This window comes from Pseudomonas orientalis, assembly GCF_001439815.1.
Classification (GTDB): domain Bacteria; phylum Pseudomonadota; class Gammaproteobacteria; order Pseudomonadales; family Pseudomonadaceae; genus Aquipseudomonas; species Aquipseudomonas orientalis.
This window is the reverse complement of record NZ_JYLM01000003.1, coordinates 381,653-405,290: the sequence shown is the minus strand read 5'-3', so window position 1 is coordinate 405,290 and position 23,638 is coordinate 381,653. Positions and strand designations below refer to the sequence as shown.

The window sequence follows — 23,638 nt, the reverse complement described above, 5'->3', positions numbered from 1 at the left end:
GGTTACTCCGTTTCAACAGTGTCGGCGTCAATCGCGTCGTACTGCTTATGCGTACCGACGAACTTGATGTAGAGAGCGCCGTAGCGATAGGCCACTGCGACCACGAGTCGGTAGTCGTTGCCTTTTATATTGAAGACGACTCTGCGGCTCTTGAGGACGCTTGCATGACGAAACTGTTCCTTGATGTCAGCCGGGGTGGACCAGTCCGCGTTTTTTGCCTCATCTATCCAAGCCAGTAGCGATTGCTCGGCGTCCGGGTACTTGCGCCAAAAGGTTTTGAGTTGGCTGATCGCGATGATTCTCATGAGGAAATCCTAGTCCCATGATGGGACTTGTGCAAGCTCGTATTATTGGTAACGGTTGTTTTTGGATAGCCGCCTTAGGTCAGAAAAGGTTTTGCCGCATAAGGAATCTCCGTTGTAACGGTGAAGGAAGACGTTCCGAACCCAGTATTGCCCTCAAGTAGCTTTTTGCTCGTCAACAGGTCAAATAACTCCCTGATATTCATGACAATTAATTTCCCTTCCAGCTACGCTCTAAAGTCCCGCCTGCGCAGGCCGAAACCCTCTCATACGACGTCATATCCCAATAAGAGATCCCCCCGAAATGTCCCTTCGCAACCTGTCCATCGCTCGCCGTGCGGGTCTGGGTTTTGCCTTGATCGCTTTGCTCGTGGCCCTGCTGGGGTTTTTTGCCCTGTCGAACATGGCAAGCATCCGCGCCAGTGCGGTGCAGGTTGAAAGCGGGCTGGTGCCCAAGATGCGGCTGGTGGCGGACATTCGCGAAATCATGCTGCGCATTCGTACGATCTCTTTGCGCATGGCGCTGGACCCGAATCCGGCAGGCATCCCGCAATACCGCAGCCAGATGGACACTCGCAGCCAGGACCTGACCAAAAAGCTGGCAGAGCTCGATGCGGTCATCGATACCCCGCAAGTGCGCGCGCTCTACGACCAGTTCCAGGGTTCGCTGCGTCAGTACCAACAGGGGCTGGCCCAGTCCTTCGTGCTTGCCGACAAGCAGCAGGGCGCCGAGCTGAACAAGTTGCTGCTGGTGGACATGAAAACCGTGATCGATGGCTCCGGCACGCAGCTCAATGCCCTCGCGGACTACTACAACGCGCAGATCAACCAGCAGGGCCAACTGGCCGAGTCGCAGTACAGCCGCTCGCGCACCATGGTGTTCGGCTTCGTACTCCTGGCCGCTCTGAGTACCGTGGCACTGGCCTGGTTGCTGACGCGCAGCATTGTCGGTCCGCTGAGCCATGCGGTGCGAGCTGCCGAAAACGTGGCTCAAGGCGACCTGACCCAGACGGTGGACGTGACCGGTGACGATGAAGTGACGCGTCTGCTGGTTGCACTCAAGACCATGCAGGCCAATCTGCGCGGGACCTTGCAGCTGATCCGCCAGTCGGCGGGGCAGATGGCCGCATCCGCCACCGACTTGAATGGCATCACCGACCAGAGCAGCCGCAGCCTGCAAAAGCAGACTGCCGAAATCGAGCAGGCCGCTACCGCCGTCAACGAGATGACATCCGCAGCGGATGAAGTGGCGCGCAACGCAGTGTCCACCTCTGAATCCACGCGTGTTTCCAATGAAACGGCGCGCGAAGGCCAGCATCGCGTTGGCGAAACCGTCAGCGCCATCCAGGCCCTGAGCACCAACATAGGTGAAACCTCGACGCTGGTGCAGAACCTCGCCGAACAATCGCGTGATATCGGCAAGGTGCTCGATGTGATTCGCTCGATTGCCGAACAGACCAACTTGCTGGCGCTCAATGCCGCCATCGAGGCCGCGCGGGCCGGTGAATCCGGGCGCGGCTTTGCGGTCGTTGCCGACGAAGTGCGCGCGCTGGCACATCGTACCCAGCAATCGACCCTGGAAATCGACCAGATGGTCACGGCGATGCGCACAGGGTCGGATCACGCGCTGACCTCAATGCAATCGAGTACCCAGCGCGCCACCGACACCCTGGCCCTGGCAGAAGGGGCGGGTGGCGCATTGAGTCAGATCACCGACTCCATCGATCAGATCCACCAGCGCAACCTGGTGATTGCCAGCGCGGCGGAAGAGCAGGCGCAAGTGGCCAAGGAGGTCGATCGCAACATCGTCAATATTCGCGACTTGTCTGCGCAATCCTCATCCGGCGCCGGGCAGATCAACGGATCGAGTCGCGAGCTGGCGCAGTTGGCGGCTTCGCTGAACGAAGCGGTGGCGCGGTTTCAGCTGTAGTCAGCGGCGCCAGGACTTGCTTCCAGGCCCTGGCGAATCTTCTCAAGCAGCTCATCGATGTGAAATGGCTTGGTGATCAGGTCCATGCGTTCACCCAGGAAGTTCTGGCGATTGGCTGCATTCTCGGCGTAGCCGGTCATGAACAGGATCGGCAAGTCGGTGCGCAGGCTTCGGGCGAAGTCAGCCAGTTCGCGGCCGGTCATGTAGGGCAGGCCGACATCGGTGAGCAACAGGTTGATCGTCAGGTCAGTCTTCAAGCTAGCGATCGCTTCGTCACCGTCAGCTGCCAGGCTGCAGCGGTAACCGGCGTCTGCCAGCACTTCGGCGACAAAGCTGCGCACCGAAGGCATGTCTTCGACGATGAGTATGTGTTCACCGTTGCTCTTGCCCGGCTTTGCCAACGTCGCGGTGGTCACCGAGGCGGGGCCTTCCGCGGCCGGGAGCATGATTGTCACTTCAGTGCCTTGGCGGGCGACGCTGCGGATCTGCGCATCGCCGCCGGACTGGCGCGCAAAACCATAGATGGTCGACAGGCCCAGGCCGGTGCCCTGGCCCACTGGCTTGGTGGTGAAGAAGGGATCGAACACTTTGTCGATGACACTGTGCTCGATGCCTACGCCGTTGTCCCGTACCGACAGTGCGATGTAGGTACCGTCTTCCAGCTTGAGGTTGCCGTTGGAGTAGGCAGGGTAGGTGGTCACCCAGATGTTGCCGCCCTTGGGCAGCGCATCGCGGGCATTGATCACCAGGTTCAGCACTGCACTTTCCAGTTGTATCGGATCGACCATCGCCACGGCAGCGTTGTTGGTCAGTTCCAGCTTCAAGGTGATGTGTTCGCCGATGGTGCGCACCAGCAGTTCTTCCAGGGAGCGGATATGCGCGTTGATATCGATGGGCCGCGTGTCCAGCGGCTGCTGGCGGGCGAATGCGAGCAGGCGGTTGGTCAGGCCGGCGGCGCTCAGGGCTGAACTGAGCGCGGCGTCGGCATAGCCCAGCACCTTGTCGGTGCGCTGGCTTTCGATGCGCTTCTTGATCAGCTCCAGGCTGGTGATGATACCGGTGAGCAGGTTGTTGAAGTCATGGGCGATGCCGCCGGTAAGTTTGCCCAGGGCATCCATTTTCTGTGCCTGGAGCAGTAGCGCTTCGGTGCGTGCCAGGCGGGTCGCCGCGTTGGCGAGTTCGGCCTGTTGGTGGCGCTCGCGATGGCGGTGTTCAGTCACGTCCTCGACAAATACCAGGCTCAGCTCGGCACGGTCATAGGGCGAAATCTGCCACTCGGTTTCGCGCAGTTGGCCGTCGACTTTCATCTGCAGCGTGCCTTTCCAGCGCTCGCCGGCCGCCAGGCGCAGGCACAGTTCCTGGATAACCGCATACTGGTCGCCGGCGAAGCATTCAAGCAGGGCATCGGGGTTGAGGTTGTCGTGAATCAACTGGGCGAACGCGTGGTTGCATTCGTGGACCTTCAGCTGCGCGTCCATCACTGCAATCGGTGCGCTGATATTAAAGAAGATCTCACGAAAACGTGCCTCGCTCTCTCCTAGCGCGTATTCGGTGTCGCGCACGCGCAAAAGGGTGCGCAGGGTCGCCAGCAGGACCTCGGGGTCGATCGGGTGGATCAGGTAGGCGTCAGCCCCGGCGTCCAGGCCGGTGATGATGTCGCCGGTCTCGATGGATGCCGCCGACACGTGCACCACAGGCAGCAAGGCGGTGTTCGGGTCGGTGCGTAACTGGCGCACGATATCGAAGCCGCTCATGTCCGGCAGGTTGACGTCGAGGATCAGCGCATCGATTTTTCCAGTGGCGATCAGGTCCAGCCCGTCCTGACCCGTGCCGGCTTCAAGCACCTGATAGTGATGGCGTTCGAGGCGTCGGCGCAGGGCGTAGCGCGTGGCGGCATTGTCGTCGACGATCAGCAGTTGGATGTCACGTTTCATCGACGTTCTCGCTGGCAATGGAGAGAGGGATAACCACGAAGAACAGCGAGCCTATGCCGGGCGTGCTTTCAACACCGACCCTGCCACCCAGCAACTCGGCAAAGCGCTTGCACAGCGACAGGCCCAGGCCCGTGCCGCGCAGGCGTTTCTGCAAGGGTGAGTCGATCTGGGAAAAGTCTTCGAACAGATTGTTGTGCAAGTCGGCGGGTATGCCCAGGCCGGTGTCCTGCACTGCAAAACGGATTTCGTGTTCGCTCTCCATGCGCGCCGAGACCCGCACTTCGCCCTGCAGGGTGAACTTCAGGGCGTTGGAAATAAAGTTGCGCAGTATCTGCGCGAGTTTCTTGTCATCGGTGTAGAGCTTGGGCAGGCCGGAAGGCTTTTCGAAGATCAGGTCGACCGATGACGCGTCGACAATGGGGCGGAACATCCCGCGCAGCGCCGAGAACATGTCGAACATATCGAACCAGGCCGGAGAAATAGTGATGCGCCCGGCCTCGATCTTGGCCAGGTCGAGCAAGTCATCGACCATCTCGCGCAATTCGCGCGCCGAGCTTGCGATAAACCCCACCTGCGTATGTTGCTCCGAGCTTAACGGGCCGTCCAACTCGTCGGCGAGCAGGCTGGTGATGCTCAGGATCGAGCCCAGGGGCGTGCGGAACTCATGGCTCATGTACGACAGGAAACGACTCTTGAGGTCGGACGCCTGACGCAGTTGGTCGGCTTGCATGTCCAGTTCGGCATACAGCGCCAGCACGCCCTGGTTGGTTTCATCCAGTTCCGCGCGCAGGGCATCTGCTTCCTGGCGCAGGCGTTGGATTTCAGCGGCGAGCGAGGCAGTGGTTTCAGCCATCGATGGCCTCCAGGGCAATCACGAAGACAGTAACGTCGTCCCGACCGCGGCAGAAGTCACGGTGCAGGATGGCGGCAATCAGGGCAGGGTGGCGGTGGACGAGCCCCGGATAGTCTGAAAGATTCCAGCGTGATTGCAGGCCGTCGCTGTATAGGATCAGCAACTGATCGGCCACTTGAGCATAGTCGAAGGGCTGTGCCTTGCGAAACTGCACGCCGACGATACCAGGGTGGGAGGCCAGGCCGCGTGGCTTGTCAGGCCCGATCAGGCTGCCGCCGATATTGCCGACGCCGGTAAACCTGAGCGTATCGGCCACGGCATCGTACTGGGCCACCGCCATGGCGGCGCCACGGGTGCCATTCATGCCGATGTGCATATCGCTCATCAGGACCGTCGAATCCATGAAGGCATTCTGTGCAAACACCTCTTCCCCCGCTTGGGCGGCCTGCTCGGCGTATTCGCCATGGCCGAGCCCGTCGGCCATCATTACGCTGAACCGCCCAGGCTCGACTGCCAGGTGCCAGGCATCACCGCAGTGAGGGTCGTTATGCAGCGAGTGCTGGCTGACGCCGTAGCGAATATCCCGGGTCGTTACGGCGCGCGGCGTCAGCCTCGCCAGTATCGCCGCGCCGCGCTGATCGGCATGGGCATCGAACACCTGCGCCAGGCGGGATATCGCCCCCAGCCCGATGCCCTGGGTACCCCCGGTGGAAAAACCGTCCACCAGCCCGCTGTCGATGTCAAAGCCTTGCCCACGGTCGATGGCGATCATCTCGACGCCGCCGTTGCCGGTGGCGCGCAGGTGCAGCTCACCATGGCTGGCATGTTTGAGAATATTGCTGGCAAGCTCGGTGGCGACCAGGGCTACGCGGCCCGCATCGGTCTCATCGAAGCCCAGCGACTCGGAAAACTGTTGGGCGGTGCGTCGGGCGTGGCCGATCTGGCTGGTATCTTCAATCAGGAGCACTTGCGTGAGTGCGCTGGGAATATTCAGGCCCATCGGGTAATCGTCACGCGGGTACCCTTGCCAGGCTCGGTGTCCAGTTCAAACTCGTCCACCAGACGCTTGGCCCCGGTGAGTCCAAGGCCCAGACCGCCTCCGGAAGTCCAGCCGTCGGTCATCGCCAGCTTGAGGTCGGGAATCCCTGGCCCCTCGTCGCGAAACGTGAGGCGAACGCCGGGGCGGTGATCTTTCTCGATCACTGCCCAGTCCATATAACCACCACCGCCATAGACCACGGTGTTACGCGCCAACTCGCTGACCGCCGTGACCAGTTTGGTCAAGTCGATCAGGCGCATGCCGCAGTCCTGGGCCAGTTTGCGTACCAATTGTCGAGCCAGCACAACGTCCTGTTCTATCAGCACAGGGTGTGTGCCGCTGCTGGCTTGGTTCATGAGTGTTCTACCCGGTCGCGCAACAGCTTCATGCCACGCTCGACATTGAGTGCGGTCGCCACCCCGGGCAGGGTCATGCCCAGTTCCACCAGAGTAATGGCGACTGCGGGCTGCATGCCCACCAGTACGGTTTGTGCATCCATGATCCGGGACAGCCCGGAGATGGTACCGATCATGCGGCCGATGAAAGAGTCGACCATGTCCAGCGCCGAGATATCGATGAGCACGCCGCGCGCCGAGGTACGGCTGATACGCTCGGACAGATCGTCCTGCAAGGTCAGCGCGAGTTGGTCGTGCATGTCCACCTGGATGGTCACGAGCAAAAACTCGCCCATCTGCAAAATAGGGATGCGTTCCATGCTTAAACAGCCTTGGTGATGTTGACGCCCAGGCGTTTGAGCGCCAAGGCCAATGCGTCGGCGAGATTGGCTTTGGTCACCACACCCTGAAGGTCCAGGCCCAGGTGCACGATGGTCTGGGCGATTTGCGGACGCACGCCACTGATGATGCAGTCGGCGCCCATCAAGCGGATGGCGGTAACGGTTTTCAACAGATGCTGGGCGACCAGGGTATCGACGGTCGGCACGCCGGTGATGTCGATAATGGCGATCTCTGCGCCGGTGTCGACGATCCGCTGCAGCAGCGATTCCATCACGACCTGGGTGCGTTGCGAATCCAGGGTGCCGATCATCGGCAGGGCCAGTACGCCATCCCACAGCTTGACCACCGGCGTGGAGAGTTCCAGCAGTTCTTCCTGCTGGCGCTTGATCACCGACTCACGGGATTTCTGGAAGGTGCGGATGGTGTGCATGCCCAGTGCATCGAGCAGCTCGGAAATTTCCCAGAGTTGTTCGCCCAGTTGCGCCGGTTGCTCGGCGTACTCGCGTTGCAGCAACGCAAACAGTGGACCCTTGAGGGCGAAGATGAAGCTGGCGGTCTGTTGCGAGTCCTGGCCGGCCAGGGCACGGCTGTGGGACAGTTTCTCCAGGAACACTCGGGTTTCCGCCCAGTTTTCGTGGTTGGTATTTTGCGAGCCACCTTGTTGCAAGGCGGCGCTCAGCAGCCCGAGGAATTCACGAGTCTGCTGTTTGACATCATCGACCTTCACGTTACGCGTTGCACCCGAGGCCTCGAGACTGGTGTTCCATTCGTCAAGGAGAGCGATACGATTTTCATGCAGCGCCTGGATTGTGTTCGTTTGCAGAGTTGCCACGGGTAACCTCCTTGAGTGCCTTGAATGAGCTGCACGCAATTTATACTAAACTGTAGGATTTAGAAGTATTTCGAAGGCTTTTCGTATCAAAGTTGCGCAGGTTTCGGCCGCGCCGAACGCATTGGACCCCGCGCATCAACTTGCCGAGGCTAAAGCAACCCTGCATAGCTTTGCCCGCCATAAAACACGCCGAGGATCGACACTGTTTTGTTCGCAGTGTTCACCGTGAATGCAATGACGGTGCTGTGTCGGTAGTGCGTGATGCGCAAGTCAGTCAGCAGGTCGTCTCGGCGCGTGCCACGCAAGGGAAACAGAGAAAAGCTTTCACAGTGGCTGATGAGGCTGTCGACAAAGCGTGCAGCCACTGCCGCGGAGGCTGCATCGCTGATGAAGTCTTCAAGGGCATCAAGATGCGCCAGGGCTTGCGGCGCGAAAACCACCGAGTAGCTCACGGTTTGCCAGGGTTTTTTCGCTGGCGTTTGGCTGCCATGTGTTCGCGAACCTGCTCGGTGGACAACGCCCGGTCAGGCTCCGCGTTCAGGGCAGCGGCCGCAGGCATCACCTCGTCGCGCAGCCAGTCTTCCATGGCACGGTCGCGCGCCAGCAAAGCCCGCAGGCCATCGCGAATCACTTCACTTTCGCTGGCATATTCACCGGAGGCGACCTTGGCTTTGACCAAGGTGGCCATTTCAATGGGCAACGTAATGCTCATTTGTTGGGTCGAGCGCATCTGGAGGTCCGCCGAGTCTGGGTAGGATTCAATCCTACTGGACCATTGGCGCGATGCAAGAAGCAACAGATCGATGCCGATATCCGGCGTTTCGTCGTCTGCCCAGAATGAATGGGTTTCCATGAGGTGTTACAGCTCCCGTTAAGTAGGTCAGGTCGCAAGTATTGACCCGTTTTGGCAATCGCGTGGCCGTAGGAAGACGATAACCTGCTGATATGTATGACTTCATATGTGTAACGGGGATATGTCCGCAGACCCGGACCGGCCCGCATGGCGTCCCGCCCGCTCCCATATGATAATGCCCGCCACATCGTCCATCCTGGCCTGCCTCCCGTGATCATCAACTTCGACCTCAACGACCTCCAGGCCTTCCGCGCCGTAGTAGACAAGGGCAGTTTTCGCGGTGCCGCCGAGGCCATTCGAATTTCCCAACCCGCGCTCAGCCGGCGCATCGAAAAGCTTGAGTCCGCCCTGGATGTGAAACTGTTCGAACGCACCACACGGCGGGTCAGCCTGACCATGGTCGGCCGTGCATTCCTGCCTCAGGTCGAACGCATGCTCGACGACCTGGACATCGCCTTGATGGGCATCAGTAACGTCGCGTCCACGCGCATGGGCAATGTCACCATCGCCTGTGTGCCCTCCACCGCGTATTACTTCATGCCCCACGTCATTTCCGAATTCCACAAGCTGTATCCGAAGATTCGCCTGCGGGTACTGGATGCCAGTGCCGGCGAGGTGTGCAATGCGGTGGAAAGTGGCGAGGCGGATTTTGGCGTGAGTTTCAGCGGCAGCCTGGCCGATGAAGTGGAGTTCGAGCTGTTGCTGCAGGAGCGCTATGTGCTGGCCTGTCGTCGTGACCATCCGCTGGCCGCCCGTGAGAGCGTGACGTGGACCGAAGCCTACGAGCATGACTACATCAGCGTGGATAAAACCTCGGGCAACCGCTTCCTGCTGGACCAGGCCCTGCGCGGTGTGCGGGTGAAAAAGCCGAGTATCTGCGAGACCCACCACGTGACCACGATGATCGGGCTGGTGGAAGCGGGGTTGGGCGTGGCGATGGTGCCGTCGATTGCGATGCCGGCCTGTGAGCACCCGATTCTGGTGAGTGTGCCGCTGGTGGAGCCGCAGGTGATGCGCAATGTGGGCTTGATCAAGCGCCGCGGGCGGACATTGCCGCCGGCGGCGCTGGAGTTGGAGCGGTTGGTGCGGGAGATGCCGTTTCGGTCAGCGTGACACCGAGTCCAGGCCGGTGGATTGCACCACCGGTTGAGCCTGGGGCGAGGCCATGAACTGCAGCAGCGCCTTGGCCTCTTGCGGGTGTTCGGCATTGACCGGAATGCCCGCCGCGAAACGCGTAACGGACTGCACGTCCTCCGGGATCTTGCCGACAAACGTCACGCCCTTGACCGGCAACAGTTCCGCCACCTGCTGCAAGCCGACTTCGTAGTCACCCTTGGCCACCTGTTCGCCCACCGGTACGCGTTCGATCATGGTGCCCTTGGCCGGCATGCCGAGCTTCTTGAACAGTTCCTTCTCGACATACACGCCGCTGGCGCTGTCCGAATACGCCACGGATTTGGCCTTGCTCAGTACGGCCTTGAGTTCGGCGTCCGTGTTGATCGCAGGTTTTGCCGCGCCTTCCTTCACGACCAGGCCAATTCGCGAATCCGCCAGTTCCACGCGGGACGCGGGGTCGACCTTGCCTTGTTTGATCAGCTCATCCAGGGCGTAGCCGACCATGATCACCACATCGGCGTGTTCGCCACGGGCCAGGCGGTTGGGAATCGCTTCGGGCGCCTTGCCCATGGACGGGCCGAGGATGGTGTCCAGGGTGTCACCGCTTTGCTTGGCATATTGCGGGCCGAGCAGTTTATAGGCGGCGGTGAAGCCGCCGGAGGTCATCACTTTGAGTTCTTCAGCCTGGGCTGACAGCGCCAGGGCACCAAGGACCAAGGCGGTGAGGGTTTTGAACAGCGGCTTCATTGCACAGCCCCCTGCATGACCTGGCCCCGGGTGTTGGCGCGGCGATACAGCGCCAGGGTGGAACACAGGGCACACAGCGCAGCGAACATCATCCAGTAGGCGGGCGAAGCCTTGTCTTCGGTGATGTGAATGAACCAGGTCGAGATCGCCGGAGTGAAGCCTCCGAAGACGGCGGTCGCCAGGCTGTAGGCCAGGGAGAAGCCTGCCACGCGCACCTCCACTGGCATGATTTCAGTCAGCGCCGGGATCATTGCGCCGTTGTACATGCCGTAGAGGAAGGAGAACCACAGCAGCGTTTCCAGCATGTGTGCAAAGCTTGGCGCGTTGACCACGTAGGACAACGCTGGATAAGCCGTGAGAACAGTCAGCACGGTCATGGCGATCAGCACCGGCTTGCGGCCGAAGCGGTCGCTCAGGATGCCGCCGATCGGTAGCCAGACAAAGTTCGACACCGCCACCAGCAATGTCACCAGCAGGGCGTCGGAAGTGCTCAGTTGCAGCACGGTCTTGCCGAAGGTCGGTGCGTACACGGTAATCAGGTAGAACGCGGTGGTGGTCATTGCCACCATCAGCATGCCGCCAATGACCACGGTCCAGTTTTTCACCAGGGTGGCCATCACTTCACGCATGGTCGGGCGGTGCTTGCGCTTGGCGAACTCTTCGGTTTCCTGCAGGTTACGGCGCAGCACGAAGATAAACGGGATGATCACGCAACCCACGGCGAACGGAATGCGCCAGCCCCAATCAGCCACTACGGCCGGCTCCATCCATACGTTCAAGCCATAGCCGAGTGCGGCGGCGACCACAATGGAGATCTGCTGGCTGCCCGACTGCCAGCTGGTGTAGAAGCCCTTGCGGCCCGGCGTGGCCATTTCCGACAGGTACACCGACACACCGCCCAGTTCCGCACCGGCCGAGAAGCCTTGCAACAGGCGACCCAGCAGCACCAGCAACGGTGCCCACAGGCCAATGGTGTGATAACCGGGCACCAGCACGATCAGCAAGGTGCCGCTGGCCATGATCGACAGGGTCACGATCAAGCCTTTGCGGCGACCCACGTCGTCAATGTATGCACCCAGAATGATGGCGCCCAGTGGCCGCATCAGGAAGCCAGCGCCGAACACGGCGAACGTCATCATTAATGACGCGAATTCATTGGCGGCGGGGAAGAAGGCAGCAGCGATGTAGGTGGCATAGAACCCGAACAGGAAAAAATCGAACTGTTCGAGGAAGTTGCCCGAAGTAACGCGCAGTACGGCGCCTACTTTCGAGTGGGCAGCCGCAGGCCGGGAAGGGCTAGTCATGGTTTTGTGTCTCCAGCGTTCTTTTTAAAGTGCTTGTTTCGCTTAAGACTGGGGATAGTGGCTGACACATTTAGAAATGATAAGTGACAAATTTGGATAGATTGATGCGTGATAGCTATCAATCGGGGCGCCCGTGACTGGAAAACTTCATTTCAAGCCCAACGCGATTCAACGGTGGGAGTGGGCTCCCACTGACAAACCGATGCTTCGACCCACATAGACGCCGCCCCCTTGCCTTTCTAAACTGCGGTTTGTCTTGGGGAAGGGGCGGGCGCCGATGAATCGCAATGAATTACGCAAGGCCGATATCAACCTGATGGTGGTCTTCGAAGCGCTGATGCTCGAGCGCAATGTGACCCGGGTGGCGGAGAAGCTGTTTCTCGGCCAGCCGACCATCAGTTCGGCGCTCAATCGTCTGCGCACTTTGTTCAATGACCCGTTGTTCATCCGCGTCGGCCACCGCATGGAGCCCACCGCGCGCGCCGAGGAAATCATCCAGCACTTGTCGCCGGCCCTGGATTCACTGTCGTCTGCCTTGAGCCTGACCCATGATTTCGACCCGTCCATCAGCACCATGACCTTTCGTATCGGCCTGTCCGATGATGTCGAGTTCGGCCTGCTGCCGCCGTTGCTGCGGGCGCTGCGCCAGGAAGCGCCACAGGTGGTGTTCGTGGTGCAGCATGTGGATTACTGGCGCATTCCCGACCTGCTGGCTTCCGGCGATATCACCGTCGGCATCACCCAGACCCGCGGCCTGCCGGCGAATGCCAAGCGCAAGCTGCTGCGGCATATCCGGCCTTGCCTGTTGCGCGCCGATGCGTCCGACACACCGCTGACCCTCGACGAATATTGCGCACGGCCCCATGTGCTGGTGTCCCACACCGCCAACGTGGCCGGGTTTGCCGATGAGTGGCTGGCCGAGATCGGGCGCAAGCGGCACGTGGTGCTGTCGGTACCCCAATACAGTTCATTGCCGGCATTGCTCGCCGGCACTGACATGATCGCCAGCCTGCCGGACTACACCGCCCAGGCCATGGCCGCCGGCGGGAACCTGTTCTGCGAGGCGTTTCCGTTTGAAACGCCGACCCTGGACTTGTCGATGGTCTGGCTCAGTCACGTCGACACCGATCCGGCGGAACGCTGGATGCGCTCGCGGTTGGAGGCGTTCATGAGTGATCGAGGGCTTGCGCTCGCGGTGTAAAGCCCGTGGTGTATATTCAAGACTTTTCCTACAAAAAACTCGGAGAAACCCATGCCGCATCTGCACCTCGAATACACCGCCAACCTGACGCAACTGGACACCGACAAGGCTCTGTTGCGCCTCAACCATGCGCTGGTGGCTTCCGGTCAGTTTGGCGCCGAGTTCGACATCAAGAGCCGGGCGCTGAAAGTGGAGAACTTTCGTGTAGGCACCGGCTTGAATGAGCGGGGTTTTGTCGCGGCACGCCTGGCATTGCTCAGCGGGCGCTCGCCGCAGACCAAGCAGCAACTGTCGCAAAGCCTGCTGGCGGTGCTGCAGGACCTGGGCCCGTGGCCCGAGGGTGTGCAGGTGCAACTGAGCGTCGAATTGCGTGATATGGATCGCGATGCCTACAGCAAAGTGGCGATTGGCTGACCCCGCGCCTATACAAGCCCCTGATCCGCGCACACCTTGACGACCTGCTCGCGAAACCAGGTATTGGCGCTGTCCTGTTCGCTGGTTTCGTTCCACTGCATCTCCAGGGTGAAGCCCGGCAAACCCTGCGGGGCTTCGCAGCACCCGTACGCCGAGGTCGACGCCAGCAGCTTTTGCACGCGGCGCGGCAGGGTCACGATGAAGTCGGTGCCGCTGATCATCTTCAACGCCGCGCCGTAGCTGTTGGCCCGCGCGATCACCTGGCGTTTGTGCGCCTGGCGCGCCAGCCAGCCGTCGATCATGTTGGTGGCGGACGTCCAGGGCGTGGGAAACACGTGGCGCCGCTCGACGAAGGCTTGCAGGCTGAACGCCGCTTCCTGCGGCGCCGAGCGTTTGTCGAAGACGCACACCAGGTCGTCTTCGAGCAGCATTTGGCTCTTGAAGTCTTTATGGGCGCGGTGAAAGTTCGGGCCGAAACAGATCACCAGGTCAAGGCGGCCTTCGCGCAAGTCGTCGGCGGGAATGTCGGCTTCCAGCTTGTGCACATTGACGTTCACCGGCAGGTCGGCGCGGTCGAAGTTTTTCAGCAGGCGCGGCAGGATCAGTTGTTCGAAGTATTCCGGGGCGCACACATTGAAGGTCACGGCCTTGCGGGTCGGGTCGAAGGCCTGGTTCCCGGCGTGGCACAGGTTGATGCTTTCAAGGATTTTCTGCACGTGGCCGTACATCGTGGTGGCTTTGGAGGTCGGACGCATGCCCGCCCTTGTGTTGATAAACAACTCGTCTTCAAAACTGGTGCGCAGCTTCTTCAGGCTGTAACTGACGGTGGACTGGCTGACGAACAGCGTTTCGGACACATCGGTAACGCTGCTCTGGTCGTAGACAGCGACAAACACCATCAAGTCCTGCATATCGAGCTTTCTGAGCAAGTTACTGTTTAGCATCGGTTTCGTCCGTAAACCCTTTGTACCGAACTCAGTACAAGACTGAGCAAAATGTTAACGGAACGCTCGTACCAATAGAAAGCTCTGTAGGACTCTTCTATGTTTTGAGTGGGACAAATAGTGTTTGCAACACGACCTCAGCGGATATGCCGCGCGTAATGCACTGGATTGAAGCGCGTGACCATCAGCAGCATCGCTACCACCACAGCCGCCAATGACCACCACGCCCCCTCAAAGCTGCCCAACTGGTCGCGGATCATCCCGGCGATCAGTGGCGACACGCCGGCGATCAGGTAGCCGATACCCTGCACGAACGCGGTCAGGCCGCCGGCACGGCGCGGGTTGTCGAGGTGGTCGAGGGACAGGATCAGGCTCATTGGGAACAGGCCGCCGATACCCAGGCCGAGCAGGCACGGCCACAGCAGGTTCAACTGCCGGGGGCTGAGGATCAGGCCGCCGAAGCCGATGATGATCAGCACCAGCAATACCGCAACCACGCCGCGTTTGTCCCGGCGGCGATTGGCGATGGCGGGCGTTGCCAGGCCGGAAACCACTTCCATGGCGGTGAGCAAACCCAGCAGCAAACCGGCATGCTGCTCGCTCCAACCCTGCTCGACGTAATACGGCGCCAGCCACGCCAGCACGCAGGTGTAGCACGCCGTGCCGAGGCCGAAAAACAGTGCGAGCAACCAGGCCCGACGGTTGCGGAAAAAGGATACCTGCGGGCCGCTGTCGACCTGAGGCACGGCGGGTAACGCCGAGCGCTGGGCGTACCAGAACACCAGCGCGAGCAGCGCCAGCCCCGCCCATATCGCCAGGCCGATGCGCCAACTGCCGGTGTGCACTTGCACAAACGGCGCAAACGACGCGGCCAGCGCGGCGCCGGCCATGATCGCGGTGACATACAGGCCCATGAACACTGAAACCTTATCACCCGAGCGCGACTTGATCAGCGCCGGCATCACCGCCTGGATCAGCGCGATCCCGACCCCTGCCGCCATCGCGCTGACGATGAGTTCCAGCGCCGAATCCAGCCACAACCGCGACAGTGTCGCCACGCCAATCACCAGCAGCGACACCACGATGCTGCGGTGCTCGCCAAAGCGCTGAGCCAGGCCCATGCCAAAGAACATCGCCAGGCCCATGCTCATGACGGGCAGCATGGTCAGCAACGCCGCGCCGCTGAAATTGAGCGGCACATCAGCGCGAATCGACGACAGCAAGGGCCCCACGGCCGCCATCGACGGGCGCAGGTTAAGGGCGACCAGTACCACACTGATCATCAGCCATACGACGGTGCTGGGTTTTACCTGAACGTTTTGCATGGGCCTGCCTTGGGTGAACAAGGGCGAATCAGGCCATGGGTGGGGGAGGGCGGGCAAATGAGAAAATCATTGGCGCTATTGAAAAATTGCAGGCGCCGGATACGGCAAAATTCAAATATGGGAGGGGACAAGCCTTAAGGCTTTTGTAGGAGCGAGCTTGCTCGCGAAAAACGTCAACGATAACGCGTGCCTTCTGAATGGACGCGGTGCCTGTGAGTTTTTCGCGAGCAAGCTCGCTCCTACAGACTGGCATTAGGGACTGCTCCCGATGTATCAGTAGCCCACGGTAAAGCGCTGACGCGAGTGCTTCGGCGTTTCCACTTCATCGATCATGGCGATGGCGAAGTCGGCAAAACTGATCGAGCTTTGGCCGTCATCGCTCACCAGCAAATGATCCTGGCCCAGGCGGAATTTGCCGGTGCGCTCGGTGCCATCGAACAGGGCCGACGGCGACAGGAAGGTCCAGTCCAGTGCCTGCTCTTGACGCAGCACATCGAGAAACGCCGCCCCTGCGCTGGCTTCAGCTTTGTACTCCTCCGGAAACCCTTCGCTGTCGATCACGCGGCTGCCGTCCGGCAACAGCAGCGAACCGGCACCACCCACCACCAACAGGCGTTTCACTCCGGCCTTCTTGACCGGGCCAATCACGGCGCTGGCGGGCAAGGTGGCAAAGTGGGCAGCACTGACCACCACATCGCTGCCGCTGATGGCCTGTTGCAGGGCATTGGCATCCAGCGCATCCACTGGTTTGACCGTGACGTTCGGGCGTACGGCCAGTTTGTCGGTATGGCGCGCGATGGCGGTGACGGTGTGCCCACGGCGCAGCGCTTCTTCCAGCAGTTGGCTACCGGCACGGCCGGTGGCACCAATGATTGCGATCTTGCTCATGACGTTCTCCAGTAAAGGTCAGGGTTTAAAACCAGTCACCACTTCATTTCGCCCTTGGCGACTTTGGCGCTCAACTCCAGCGAGCTCTCGTCGGCGAGGTTCGGGTAACGCTTTTTCATGGCCGCAATCAGGGCGGCGGAATCCTTGGCCCTGGCGGTTTCGGTGTCGAAGGCCTTGATGTAGTCGGCGGTGAACTTAACCGAAGCAGGCGATGGCGTGCCCAGGTAGTGGCCCGGGATCACGGTGCTCGGCTTCAAGTCTTCAATACGTTGCAGGGTGGCCAGCCAATCCTTGTGGGACTGTGCGGTCTGGGTATCGGCCATCCATACGTGGATGTTTTGCGCGACGACCACGCCACCGACCACTGCCTTGATCGACGGAATCCACACAAAGCTGCGATCCGGCTGCGGGCCGTCCAGGCCGATGACGTCCAGTTGTTGCCCTTCCAGCGTCAGGCTGCGGCCCTCGAGCGCCTGCGGCACGACGGTCCTGGCCGGTTTGTCGGCGCCCATTTTCGGGCCCCAGAACGCCAGCTTGCCGGCGACGGTGGCGTTGATATGGTCGACCACCGGTTGTGGCGCCAGCACGTTCGCGTCGGGGAAGGCGGCGGTCAGGGTGTCGAGGCCGAAGTAGTAGTCCGGGTCGCCGTGGCTGATGTAGATGGTGGTCAGGTGCTTGCCGCTGGCGCGGATTTTCTGCACCAGTTGCTCGGCCTGGCCCTTGCCGAATTGCGCGTCCACCAGGATCGCATCCCTGGCGCCGCTGACCAGTACAGAGCTGACCGGGAAGATTGCGGCTTCGCCCGGGTTGTACACGTCAAGTTTCAAGTCCGCCGCCAGGGCCTGCGCCGTGAAGGCCAGGGCGGCAGTCGCCAGGGTCAAGCGTTTGAAAGTCGAGAACATCGGGGCAGCTCCTGCCATCGCTAAGGGTGGACAGAGCTTAGTTGCATGAAACACCACAAAAAATGCGATGCTTGAACATAGTTTGTTTCTGAAATCGGGCAAATCATGGATCGTCTTCAAGCAATGCGCGTGTTTGTCACCGTGGTGGACCTGGGCAGCCAATCCGCCGCCGCCGATCATCTGGACCTGTCGCGCCCAGTGGTCTCGCGTTACCTGGCCGAGCTGGAGGATTGGGTCGGCGCACGCCTGCTGCACCGCACCACGCGCAAGCTCAGCCTCACCGCCGCCGGCAGTGAGACCCTCCCGCGTTGCCGGCAATTGCTGGAACTGTGTGGTGATATGCAGGCCGCCGTCAGCGAGCCCGATGAAGCCCCGCGTGGCCTGTTGCGCCTGAGTGTCAGCACCTCGTTCGGCCAGGCGCAGTTGGGTGCCGCGATTGCCGAGTACGTCAAACGCTACCCGCTGGTGACGGTCGATCTGCAGATGCTCGACCGCACGGTGAACCTGGTGGATGAGCGCATCGACCTGGCGATTCGCACCAGCAATGACCTGGACCCGAACCTGATCGCCCGACGCCTGACGGTGTGCCGCTCGGTGGTGTGCGCCACGCCGGCCTATTTGCGCGAGCATCCGGCACCGCAGAAAGTTGAAGACCTGGCCCGGCACAACTGCCTGACCCACTCCTACTTTGGCAAGAGCCTGTGGCATTTCGAAGAGCGTGGTGAACATGTGTCGGTCGCGGTGCACGGCAATATCACCGCCAACGAGGCCGGTACTTTATTGCGCATCACCCTGGCCGACGCAGGGGTGGCGATGCTGCCCAGCTATGAGGCCGGTGAGCTGATTCGCAGTGGCAAACTGGTGCGCCTGCTGCCGGATGCGCAGCCACGGCAGATGAATATCTACGCGGTCTACGCCTCACGCAAACATATGCCCTCGGCGTTGCGCAGCCTGCTGGATTTCCTGGTGCAACGGTTTCCCGAAGAGCCTGAGTGGGATGTCGGTCTCTGAAGCGGTATAAGCGCGCTGAATGGCCTGCAATCATGGCAACTTGCCCTAACTGACCTATGCTTAAAACAGCACCCCGTAGATCCGTTCGGAGGTCTGTGCCATGAGCATCAAAACCAGAAAATACCTGACGATTTTCAGCCTGTGCGCGCTGGCTACGGCGCTCTACGGAACCGCTGCCTATCGCGTTGAGCAAACGCGTATGCAGCCGGCAGCGTTCGCCATCAGTTGCCACCAAAACCAATGCGTCCCGCACACCGGCAGCTTCAGCGCCCTGCGTTGATGCTCAAAGCACCGCAAATCCAGTGTGGGAGGAGGCTTGCCCTGATGCCTGTAGGAGCGAGCTTGCTCGCGAAGAACTCACAGGCACCGCGTTCATTCAGGAAGCACGCGTTATCGTTGACGTTTTTCGCGAGCAAGCTCGCTCCTACAGTATTAGGGCAAGCCCCCTCCCACATTCAGCTCTGGTTCAATTGTTCGCGAAATGCCTTTGGCGAAAATCCCACCCGGCGGCGAAACAGTCGCGAAAAGTTCGTCGGGTCCGAAAACCCCAGCACCTCGGACATCTCATTGATGGTCATGCTGGTGTAGGTCAGCAAACGCTTGGCCTCCAGCAACTGGCGGTCATGCATGATCTGCAACGCCGGCTGCCCGCCCAACTCCCGACATGTCCCATTCAGATGAGAAACCGAGATGCCCAGTTTGTGGGCCAGGTCTTCAATCTTTGGGTGCTCGCGGTAGTGCTGTTCGACCAGTTGGGTAAAGCGCCGGAAATACTCACGGTTGCGTGGTGTCCTGGGGTGACGACGCTGGATCGCCTGGCGGCTGACCCACACCAGCAGCACGCTGACCAGGGCGTGCATCATCATGTCCCGTGCCGGTTGTTCGTCGGCGTATTCGTCCTGCAAACGCACGAACAGATTGTTGAGGTAGTCGCTGTCCTTGCCTGCGGGGTAGTTGCCGAGGGTGTGCAGGCCATCGACCGTGCTGCCCAGTTGCGCTTGTAAATGGCTGACCAGCGGCGCTGACAGGGTCACCACATAACCTTCGACATCTTCGGAAAAGCGAAAACCGTGCACACACAGCGGCGGCAGCACTTGCAGGCTCGCTTCGTTGAGCGTGGTGCGCTGGCCTTCGATTTCCAGATGTGCCTGGCCTTTATGCACGTAAAGCAACTGGCACAGGTCCGCGTGCCGGTGGGGGTGAATCTCCCACTGGTATTCCCGACTGCGCCGGGAAATGGTTTCGCAGTGCAACAAATCGGGGGTCGGCCACTGCTGGCTTTCCCCGTACAGCTTGAAGACCGGAATCGCGGTGTTGGTCATGTTTTCAATCCGATACTCAGGATAGTGGTGCGGTAATCGCCCCGATTGGCAAAAAGCGCAGGCTTTGAAGCAGTTTTCACCTTCTTATGCTGCTCGTACACGTGAAAAATGTCAGCTACACGTCAATGACAACTCTTTCACTCGTTCGGTTCGGGTGAAGCCAGCAGGCCATAAAAATAATGAAAACGCTGAAAACCCAAGTCGCCATTATTGGCGCCGGTCCTTCCGGATTGCTGCTCGGTCAACTGCTGCACAATGCAGGCATTCAGACCCTTGTCCTGGAGCGCCAGAGCGCCGATCACGTGCAGGGCCGCATCCGCGCCGGGGTGCTGGAGCCAGGCATGGTCGACCTGCTGCGCGAGGCCGGCGTCAGCCGGCGTATGGACACCGAGGGCCTGGTGCATGACGGTTTCGCCCTGGCGCGCGATGGTCGACTCACGCACATCGACCTCAAGGCGCTGACCGGTGGCCGGTCGGTGATGATCTATGGCCAGACCGAAGTCACCCGCGACCTGATGGCGGCCCGTGCGGCTGCCGGCGCCACAACCTTCTATGAAGCCTCGAACGTGCAGCCCCATGCCCTCAAAAGTGATCAACCCTGGCTGACCTTCGAGCATCAGGGCCAGGCTTTTCGCCTTGAGTGCGATTACGTCGCGGGCTGTGACGGCTTTCACGGCGTGGCCCGTCAGTCGATTCCACCCGAGGCGCTGCAGGTGTTCGAGCGCATCTACCCCTTCGGCTGGCTGGGCGTGCTTGCCGATACGCCGCCGGTGCACCCGGAGCTGGTGTACGCCACGCACCCGCGTGGGTTTGCGCTGTGCAGCATGCGTTCGCTGACCCGTAGCCGTTACTACTTGCAGGTCCCCGCAGAGGAGTCGTTGGCCGAGTGGTCGGACGAGCGCTTCTGGGATGAGCTCAAGACCCGTCTGCCGCTCGAGCTGGCTGAACAACTGATCACCGGCCCGTCGATTGAAAAAAGCATCGCACCGCTGCGCAGCTTCGTGGTGGAACCGATGCAGTACGGGCGCCTGTTCCTGCTTGGCGATGCCGCGCATATCGTGCCGCCTACCGGGGCCAAGGGCTTGAACCTGGCGGCCAGTGATGTGAGTACATTGTTTCGGATCTTGCTCAAGGTGTACGGCGAGGGGCGTGTGGAATTGCTCGAGCGCTACTCCGCCATCTGCCTGCGGCGGGTGTGGAAGGCCGAACGGTTTTCCTGGTGGATGACCTCTATGCTGCATCAGTTTCCCCAGGCGGATGGCTTCACCCAGCGCATTGCCGAGAGCGAGCTGGACTACTTCATGGGTTCCGAGGCCGGGCGCAAAACCATCGCGGAAAATTACGTCGGGCTTCCTTACGAGGCTATCGAATAGCCTGCTATCGTATTCGGCATTTCCGCAGGCTGCCGTTGCCTGCGGGCCTTGCTCGAAGGTTCTGCCGTGACCCATTTCAATCAACCTGCTCCCACCGTTCCTGCCGTGCGCAGCATTCTCGCCGCGCTGATGCTGGCGATCTTTCTTGGCGCCCTGGACCAGACCATTGTCGCCGTGTCAATGCCGGCCATTTCCGCGCAGTTCCATGACGTCAACCTGCTGGCCTGGGTGATCTCCGGGTATATGGTGGCGATGACGGTGGCGGTGCCGATCTACGGCAAGCTCGGTGACCTGTATGGGCGGCGGCCGATGATGCTGATCGGCATGGGCGTGTTCACCGTTGCCTCGCTGTTCTGCGCCATGGCGCACAGCATGGAGCAACTGGTGCTGGCGCGAATTATCCAGGGCATCGGTGCCGGCGGCATGATTTCGGTGAGCCAGGCGATCATCGGCGACATCATCGCGCCCCGTGAACGCGGGCGTTACCAGGGCTACTTCAGCAGCATGTACGCGGTGGCCAGCGTCGCCGGGCCGGTGCTGGGCGGTTATATGACCGAGTACCTGTCCTGGCGCTGGGTGTTTTTGATCAACCTGCCGCTGGGCGCGGTCGCCTGGTATGTGGCCCATCGCACCCTGGTGGGGTTGCCGGTGCCGCAGCGCAAGCCGGTCATCGATTACCTGGGCACCGTGCTGATGATCATCGGCCTGACCGCCTTGTTGCTTGGCATCACCCAAATCGGCCAGGGCCGTGCCTGGCGTGACGACCAGGTGCTCGGGCTGCTGGCCTGTGCGCTGTTGGCGCTGAGCCTGTTCGTCTGGCATGAACGCCGCGCGCGCGAACCGCTGTTGCCCATGCATTTGTTCGTCAACCGCAGCGCGGTCTTGTGCTGGTGCACGATTTTCATCACCAGCTTCCAGGCGATTTCCCTGACCGTGCTGATGCCCCTGCGTTACCAGAGCGTGACCGGCGCCGGTGCCGACAGCGCGGCGCTGCACCTGCTGCCTCTGGCGATGGGCTTGCCGATGGGCGCTTATTTCGCCGGGCGTATGACGTCAGTGACCGGCCGTTATAAACCGATGATCCTCGGTGGCGCCGTGTTGAGTCCCCTGGCGATTCTCGGCATGGCCTTCAGCGCCCCCCAGGCAGTCGGGCTGACCTCGTTGTTCATGCTGCTGTGCGGGATCGCCGCGGGCATGCAGTTCCCGACCTCGTTGGTGGGTACGCAGAACTCGGTGGAACAGCGCGATATTGGGGTGGCGACCAGCACCACCAACCTGTTCCGTTCCCTGGGCGGGGCGGTGGGGGTGGCATGTATGTCGGCCTTGCTGTTGGCGTTGTTGCAGGATGCAAGTTTTGCCCACTTGGCCAGTGGTGCGCTGGTGACCGAGGGCAGCTCGGGCAATGTGCTGCTCGATGGGCTCAATGCTGCGCCGGGGGCGGCCCGGGATGCGTTGCGCGGGGAGTTGGCGGTGACGTTTCGGCATTTGCTGGTGGTGAGCGCGGGGGTGTCGGTGTTGGGGCTGGTGGCGGCCATTGCGATGCCTGATCGGGTGTTGCGGGGGCGTTAGCGCGGCGGCCTTAGAGCCGACCGGTATCATTTGCCGGTCCGCGATCCAAATGTGGGAGGGGGCTTGCCCCCGATGGCGGTGTATCAGTCCCTGATGCACTCACTGACCGTCCCTCATCGGGGGCAAGCCCCCTCCCACACAAAGCCAACAGCGTACATATCCGTTACCGCGGCAGGATAGGTACTCGCCAGACGAATCAGGGACTGTAATACCCCACCGCCACCATCCAATGCCCCGCCTTGCGCACATAAGCATGCTTATTCTCAACCTTCCCGGTCACCGGGTTTTTCCAGCGGTATTTGTACTCGCCCTGATCCTGCTCGCCCATCAACGCAAGGATCGGTTCCCCGACAGGCCTGCCGTCCGGGTCCTTGACCTTGGCGAAATCGGTATTGACCAAGCGCAGATCGGTGCCATGCGCCACATAGCGCTGCGTATCCAGGTCAACCACGAATACATAGAGATCATCCTGCAGGAAACCACCCGCCAATGAGTTGATCGCCTTGAGCGTCCCCGCTTCATCCTTCACCAGCGCGTTCACCGCCTTGTTGCGCAGTGCCCGCGCCTGTTCCGGTGTGGCCCGTGGCAGGTAATAGCCGACCGCCAGGATGCGCTCGCCCACCCGCTGGTAAAACACATGCTTGTGTTCGACCTTGCCGTCATTCCAGTTCTGCCAGCGATAGTCGGCCTGCTGGATACCCTGGCCTTCGGGCGCGCCGATGGCGTGTTTGAACGAGTCTCGCAGCTCAGGTCCGAGCACCGTGGACACGTCGCGACCGATCAAGGCCGAGGAGGGGCCGCCACTGGCCAGCAGCACGCCTTTGGTGTCGACCACGAAGACGTAGCGGTCCTGATCGATGAACTCACCCTGGCGGCTGAAAGCGGCCAATGCCTTGTCGCCATTGTTCTGGTAGTAAACCAGGGCCTTTTCCAGCAACGCTTTGGCCGCTTGAGCGTCCGCGTCACTGGCCGTGTCGGCGTGCACCTGGCTGCCGCACAACAGCAGCAGCCAGGTAAGTCGCAGCAGTGTGTTCATCTACCC

25 protein-coding genes and 1 pseudogene are annotated in these 23,638 nt (G+C 61.0%); 9 read left to right on the top strand and 17 right to left on the bottom strand.

What is annotated here, in order from left to right:
* Window positions 1–2: 2 nt before the first annotated feature.
* Window positions 3–305, bottom strand: coding sequence for a type II toxin-antitoxin system HigB family toxin (locus TU82_RS10010; protein WP_057723044.1), 303 nt, complete (start codon window positions 303–305; stop codon window positions 3–5).
* Window positions 306–606: 301 nt separating this feature from the next.
* Between TU82_RS10010 and TU82_RS29555 the strand changes: the two are divergent.
* Together TU82_RS29555 and TU82_RS29550 are read left to right on the top strand one after the other, a co-directional pair.
* Window positions 607–1,374 (top strand): annotated as a pseudogene (locus TU82_RS29555) (MCP four helix bundle domain-containing protein); the annotation flags it as partial.
* Window positions 1,369–2,232: a methyl-accepting chemotaxis protein gene (locus TU82_RS29550; protein WP_428838880.1), complete on the top strand. Its 864-nt coding sequence runs from the start codon at window positions 1,369–1,371 to the stop codon at window positions 2,230–2,232. The pseudogene TU82_RS29555 and the gene TU82_RS29550, both read left to right, overlap by 6 nt.
* Here the strand turns inward: TU82_RS29550 and TU82_RS10000 are convergent.
* The 8 genes from TU82_RS10000 to TU82_RS09965 all read right to left on the bottom strand — a co-directional run bounded on the left by TU82_RS10000 (window position 2,223) and on the right by TU82_RS09965 (window position 8,480).
* Window positions 2,223–4,166 (bottom strand): response regulator, encoded by a 1,944-nt coding sequence (locus tag TU82_RS10000; RefSeq protein WP_057723042.1) that lies wholly within the window; start codon window positions 4,164–4,166, stop codon window positions 2,223–2,225. The genes TU82_RS29550 and TU82_RS10000 overlap by 10 nt on opposite strands.
* The gene (locus tag TU82_RS09995; protein WP_057723041.1) at window positions 4,156–5,019 is read right to left on the bottom strand and encodes a sensor histidine kinase; all 864 of its coding nucleotides are present in this window, start codon (window positions 5,017–5,019) and stop codon (window positions 4,156–4,158) included. Before TU82_RS09995 ends, TU82_RS10000 begins: the two co-directional genes overlap by 11 nt.
* Window positions 5,012–6,019 (bottom strand): ATP-binding protein, encoded by a 1,008-nt coding sequence (locus TU82_RS09990; protein WP_082631999.1) that lies wholly within the window; start codon window positions 6,017–6,019, stop codon window positions 5,012–5,014. Before TU82_RS09990 ends, TU82_RS09995 begins: the two co-directional genes overlap by 8 nt.
* The gene (locus TU82_RS09985; RefSeq protein ID WP_057723040.1) at window positions 6,010–6,414 is read right to left on the bottom strand and encodes an anti-sigma regulatory factor; all 405 of its coding nucleotides are present in this window, start codon (window positions 6,412–6,414) and stop codon (window positions 6,010–6,012) included. Before TU82_RS09985 ends, TU82_RS09990 begins: the two co-directional genes overlap by 10 nt.
* On the bottom strand, window positions 6,411–6,773 hold the full coding sequence (locus tag TU82_RS09980) for an STAS domain-containing protein (protein ID WP_017254285.1): 363 nt from the start codon (window positions 6,771–6,773) through the stop codon (window positions 6,411–6,413). Before TU82_RS09980 ends, TU82_RS09985 begins: the two co-directional genes overlap by 4 nt.
* A gap of 2 nt (window positions 6,774–6,775) precedes the next feature.
* Entirely contained in the window at window positions 6,776–7,627 is an 852-nt protein-coding gene (locus TU82_RS09975; RefSeq protein ID WP_057723039.1) for an STAS domain-containing protein, read from the bottom strand.
* Window positions 7,628–7,776: 149 nt separating this feature from the next.
* Window positions 7,777–8,079, bottom strand: coding sequence for a type II toxin-antitoxin system RelE/ParE family toxin (locus tag TU82_RS09970; RefSeq protein WP_057723038.1), 303 nt, complete (start codon window positions 8,077–8,079; stop codon window positions 7,777–7,779).
* Window positions 8,076–8,480, bottom strand: coding sequence for a ribbon-helix-helix domain-containing protein (locus TU82_RS09965; protein WP_082631998.1), 405 nt, complete (start codon window positions 8,478–8,480; stop codon window positions 8,076–8,078). The genes TU82_RS09970 and TU82_RS09965 overlap by 4 nt, the downstream gene beginning before the upstream one ends.
* A 210-nt stretch (window positions 8,481–8,690) precedes the next feature.
* Between TU82_RS09965 and TU82_RS09960 the strand changes: the two genes are divergently transcribed.
* The gene (locus TU82_RS09960) at window positions 8,691–9,593 is read left to right on the top strand and encodes a LysR family transcriptional regulator (protein WP_057723279.1); all 903 of its coding nucleotides are present in this window, start codon (window positions 8,691–8,693) and stop codon (window positions 9,591–9,593) included.
* On the opposite strand, the gene TU82_RS09955 is transcribed toward TU82_RS09960, so the two are convergent.
* Both TU82_RS09955 and tcuC read right to left on the bottom strand, forming a co-directional pair.
* Window positions 9,585–10,343, bottom strand: coding sequence for a substrate-binding domain-containing protein (locus TU82_RS09955; protein WP_057723037.1), 759 nt, complete (start codon window positions 10,341–10,343; stop codon window positions 9,585–9,587). The genes TU82_RS09960 and TU82_RS09955 overlap by 9 nt on opposite strands.
* Window positions 10,340–11,647, bottom strand: a complete 1,308-nt coding sequence (gene tcuC / locus TU82_RS09950; RefSeq protein ID WP_057723036.1) for an MFS transporter — start codon at window positions 11,645–11,647, stop codon at window positions 10,340–10,342. Before tcuC ends, TU82_RS09955 begins: the two co-directional genes overlap by 4 nt.
* A gap of 277 nt (window positions 11,648–11,924) precedes the next feature.
* On the opposite strand from tcuC, the gene TU82_RS09945 reads away from it, so the two are divergent.
* Together TU82_RS09945 and TU82_RS09940 are read left to right on the top strand one after the other, a co-directional pair.
* Window positions 11,925–12,848, top strand: a complete 924-nt coding sequence (locus tag TU82_RS09945; RefSeq protein ID WP_057723035.1) for a LysR substrate-binding domain-containing protein — start codon at window positions 11,925–11,927, stop codon at window positions 12,846–12,848.
* Between the two features lie 51 nt (window positions 12,849–12,899).
* Window positions 12,900–13,262 (top strand): 5-carboxymethyl-2-hydroxymuconate Delta-isomerase, encoded by a 363-nt coding sequence (locus tag TU82_RS09940; protein ID WP_057723034.1) that lies wholly within the window; start codon window positions 12,900–12,902, stop codon window positions 13,260–13,262.
* An 8-nt stretch (window positions 13,263–13,270) separates the two neighbouring features.
* On the opposite strand, the gene TU82_RS09935 is transcribed toward TU82_RS09940, so the two are convergent.
* From TU82_RS09935 to TU82_RS09920, 4 genes are all read right to left on the bottom strand, one after another.
* On the bottom strand, window positions 13,271–14,206 hold the full coding sequence (locus TU82_RS09935; RefSeq protein WP_057723033.1) for a LysR family transcriptional regulator: 936 nt from the start codon (window positions 14,204–14,206) through the stop codon (window positions 13,271–13,273).
* Between the two features lie 137 nt (window positions 14,207–14,343).
* A complete protein-coding gene (locus TU82_RS09930) occupies window positions 14,344–15,531 on the bottom strand; it encodes a cyanate transporter (RefSeq protein WP_057723032.1) in 1,188 nt (395 codons plus the stop codon).
* Window positions 15,532–15,804: 273 nt separating this feature from the next.
* The gene (locus tag TU82_RS09925) at window positions 15,805–16,419 is read right to left on the bottom strand and encodes an NAD(P)-dependent oxidoreductase (protein ID WP_057723031.1); all 615 of its coding nucleotides are present in this window, start codon (window positions 16,417–16,419) and stop codon (window positions 15,805–15,807) included.
* Between the two features lie 35 nt (window positions 16,420–16,454).
* Complete coding sequence (locus TU82_RS09920) at window positions 16,455–17,321, bottom strand: MBL fold metallo-hydrolase (protein WP_156421656.1); 867 nt, start codon at window positions 17,319–17,321, stop codon at window positions 16,455–16,457.
* A gap of 105 nt (window positions 17,322–17,426) precedes the next feature.
* Here TU82_RS09920 and TU82_RS09915 point away from each other — a divergent pair, with 105 nt between their 5' ends.
* Together TU82_RS09915 and TU82_RS09910 are read left to right on the top strand one after the other, a co-directional pair.
* A complete protein-coding gene (locus TU82_RS09915; protein ID WP_057723029.1) occupies window positions 17,427–18,332 on the top strand; it encodes a LysR family transcriptional regulator in 906 nt (301 codons plus the stop codon).
* 100 nt (window positions 18,333–18,432) lie between these two features.
* Window positions 18,433–18,612, top strand: a complete 180-nt coding sequence (locus tag TU82_RS09910; RefSeq protein WP_057723028.1) for a hypothetical protein — start codon at window positions 18,433–18,435, stop codon at window positions 18,610–18,612.
* A 175-nt stretch (window positions 18,613–18,787) separates the two neighbouring features.
* Here TU82_RS09910 and TU82_RS09905 read toward each other — a convergent pair whose 3' ends face one another.
* Window positions 18,788–19,654, bottom strand: a complete 867-nt coding sequence (locus TU82_RS09905) for a helix-turn-helix domain-containing protein (RefSeq protein WP_057723027.1) — start codon at window positions 19,652–19,654, stop codon at window positions 18,788–18,790.
* A gap of 179 nt (window positions 19,655–19,833) precedes the next feature.
* On the opposite strand from TU82_RS09905, the gene pobA reads away from it, so the two are divergent.
* Window positions 19,834–21,027: a 4-hydroxybenzoate 3-monooxygenase gene (gene pobA / locus TU82_RS09900; RefSeq protein WP_057723026.1), complete on the top strand. Its 1,194-nt coding sequence runs from the start codon at window positions 19,834–19,836 to the stop codon at window positions 21,025–21,027.
* Window positions 21,028–21,093: 66 nt separating this feature from the next.
* Window positions 21,094–22,596, top strand: a complete 1,503-nt coding sequence (locus TU82_RS09895; RefSeq protein ID WP_057723025.1) for an MDR family MFS transporter — start codon at window positions 21,094–21,096, stop codon at window positions 22,594–22,596.
* A 196-nt stretch (window positions 22,597–22,792) separates the two neighbouring features.
* Here TU82_RS09895 and TU82_RS09890 read toward each other — a convergent pair whose 3' ends face one another.
* Window positions 22,793–23,632 carry a cache domain-containing protein gene (locus TU82_RS09890; RefSeq protein ID WP_057723024.1) on the bottom strand — a complete coding sequence of 280 codons (840 nt, stop codon included), beginning with the start codon at window positions 23,630–23,632 and terminating at the stop codon, window positions 22,793–22,795.
* Between the last annotated feature and the right edge of the window lie 6 nt (window positions 23,633–23,638).

Coding starts and splice junctions, on each gene's coding strand:
- TU82_RS10010 (WP_057723044.1), bottom strand. CDS start 305: ATGAGAATCATCGCGATCAGCCAACTCAAAACCTTTTGGCGCAAGTAC.
- TU82_RS29550 (WP_428838880.1), top strand. CDS start 1,369: ATGCAGGCCAATCTGCGCGGGACCTTGCAGCTGATCCGCCAGTCGGCG.
- TU82_RS10000 (WP_057723042.1), bottom strand. CDS start 4,166: ATGAAACGTGACATCCAACTGCTGATCGTCGACGACAATGCCGCCACG.
- TU82_RS09995 (WP_057723041.1), bottom strand. CDS start 5,019: ATGGCTGAAACCACTGCCTCGCTCGCCGCTGAAATCCAACGCCTGCGC.
- TU82_RS09990 (WP_082631999.1), bottom strand. CDS start 6,019: ATGGGCCTGAATATTCCCAGCGCACTCACGCAAGTGCTCCTGATTGAA.
- TU82_RS09985 (WP_057723040.1), bottom strand. CDS start 6,414: ATGAACCAAGCCAGCAGCGGCACACACCCTGTGCTGATAGAACAGGAC.
- TU82_RS09980 (WP_017254285.1), bottom strand. CDS start 6,773: ATGGAACGCATCCCTATTTTGCAGATGGGCGAGTTTTTGCTCGTGACC.
- TU82_RS09965 (WP_082631998.1), bottom strand. CDS start 8,480: ATGGAAACCCATTCATTCTGGGCAGACGACGAAACGCCGGATATCGGC.
- TU82_RS09955 (WP_057723037.1), bottom strand. CDS start 10,343: ATGAAGCCGCTGTTCAAAACCCTCACCGCCTTGGTCCTTGGTGCCCTG.
- tcuC (WP_057723036.1), bottom strand. CDS start 11,647: ATGACTAGCCCTTCCCGGCCTGCGGCTGCCCACTCGAAAGTAGGCGCC.
- TU82_RS09945 (WP_057723035.1), top strand. CDS start 11,925: ATGAATCGCAATGAATTACGCAAGGCCGATATCAACCTGATGGTGGTC.
- TU82_RS09940 (WP_057723034.1), top strand. CDS start 12,900: ATGCCGCATCTGCACCTCGAATACACCGCCAACCTGACGCAACTGGAC.
- TU82_RS09935 (WP_057723033.1), bottom strand. CDS start 14,206: ATGCTAAACAGTAACTTGCTCAGAAAGCTCGATATGCAGGACTTGATG.
- TU82_RS09930 (WP_057723032.1), bottom strand. CDS start 15,531: ATGCAAAACGTTCAGGTAAAACCCAGCACCGTCGTATGGCTGATGATC.
- TU82_RS09925 (WP_057723031.1), bottom strand. CDS start 16,419: ATGAGCAAGATCGCAATCATTGGTGCCACCGGCCGTGCCGGTAGCCAA.
- TU82_RS09920 (WP_156421656.1), bottom strand. CDS start 17,321: ATGTTCTCGACTTTCAAACGCTTGACCCTGGCGACTGCCGCCCTGGCC.
- TU82_RS09915 (WP_057723029.1), top strand. CDS start 17,427: ATGGATCGTCTTCAAGCAATGCGCGTGTTTGTCACCGTGGTGGACCTG.
- TU82_RS09910 (WP_057723028.1), top strand. CDS start 18,433: ATGAGCATCAAAACCAGAAAATACCTGACGATTTTCAGCCTGTGCGCG.
- TU82_RS09905 (WP_057723027.1), bottom strand. CDS start 19,654: ATGACCAACACCGCGATTCCGGTCTTCAAGCTGTACGGGGAAAGCCAG.
- pobA (WP_057723026.1), top strand. CDS start 19,834: ATGAAAACGCTGAAAACCCAAGTCGCCATTATTGGCGCCGGTCCTTCC.
- TU82_RS09890 (WP_057723024.1), bottom strand. CDS start 23,632: ATGAACACACTGCTGCGACTTACCTGGCTGCTGCTGTTGTGCGGCAGC.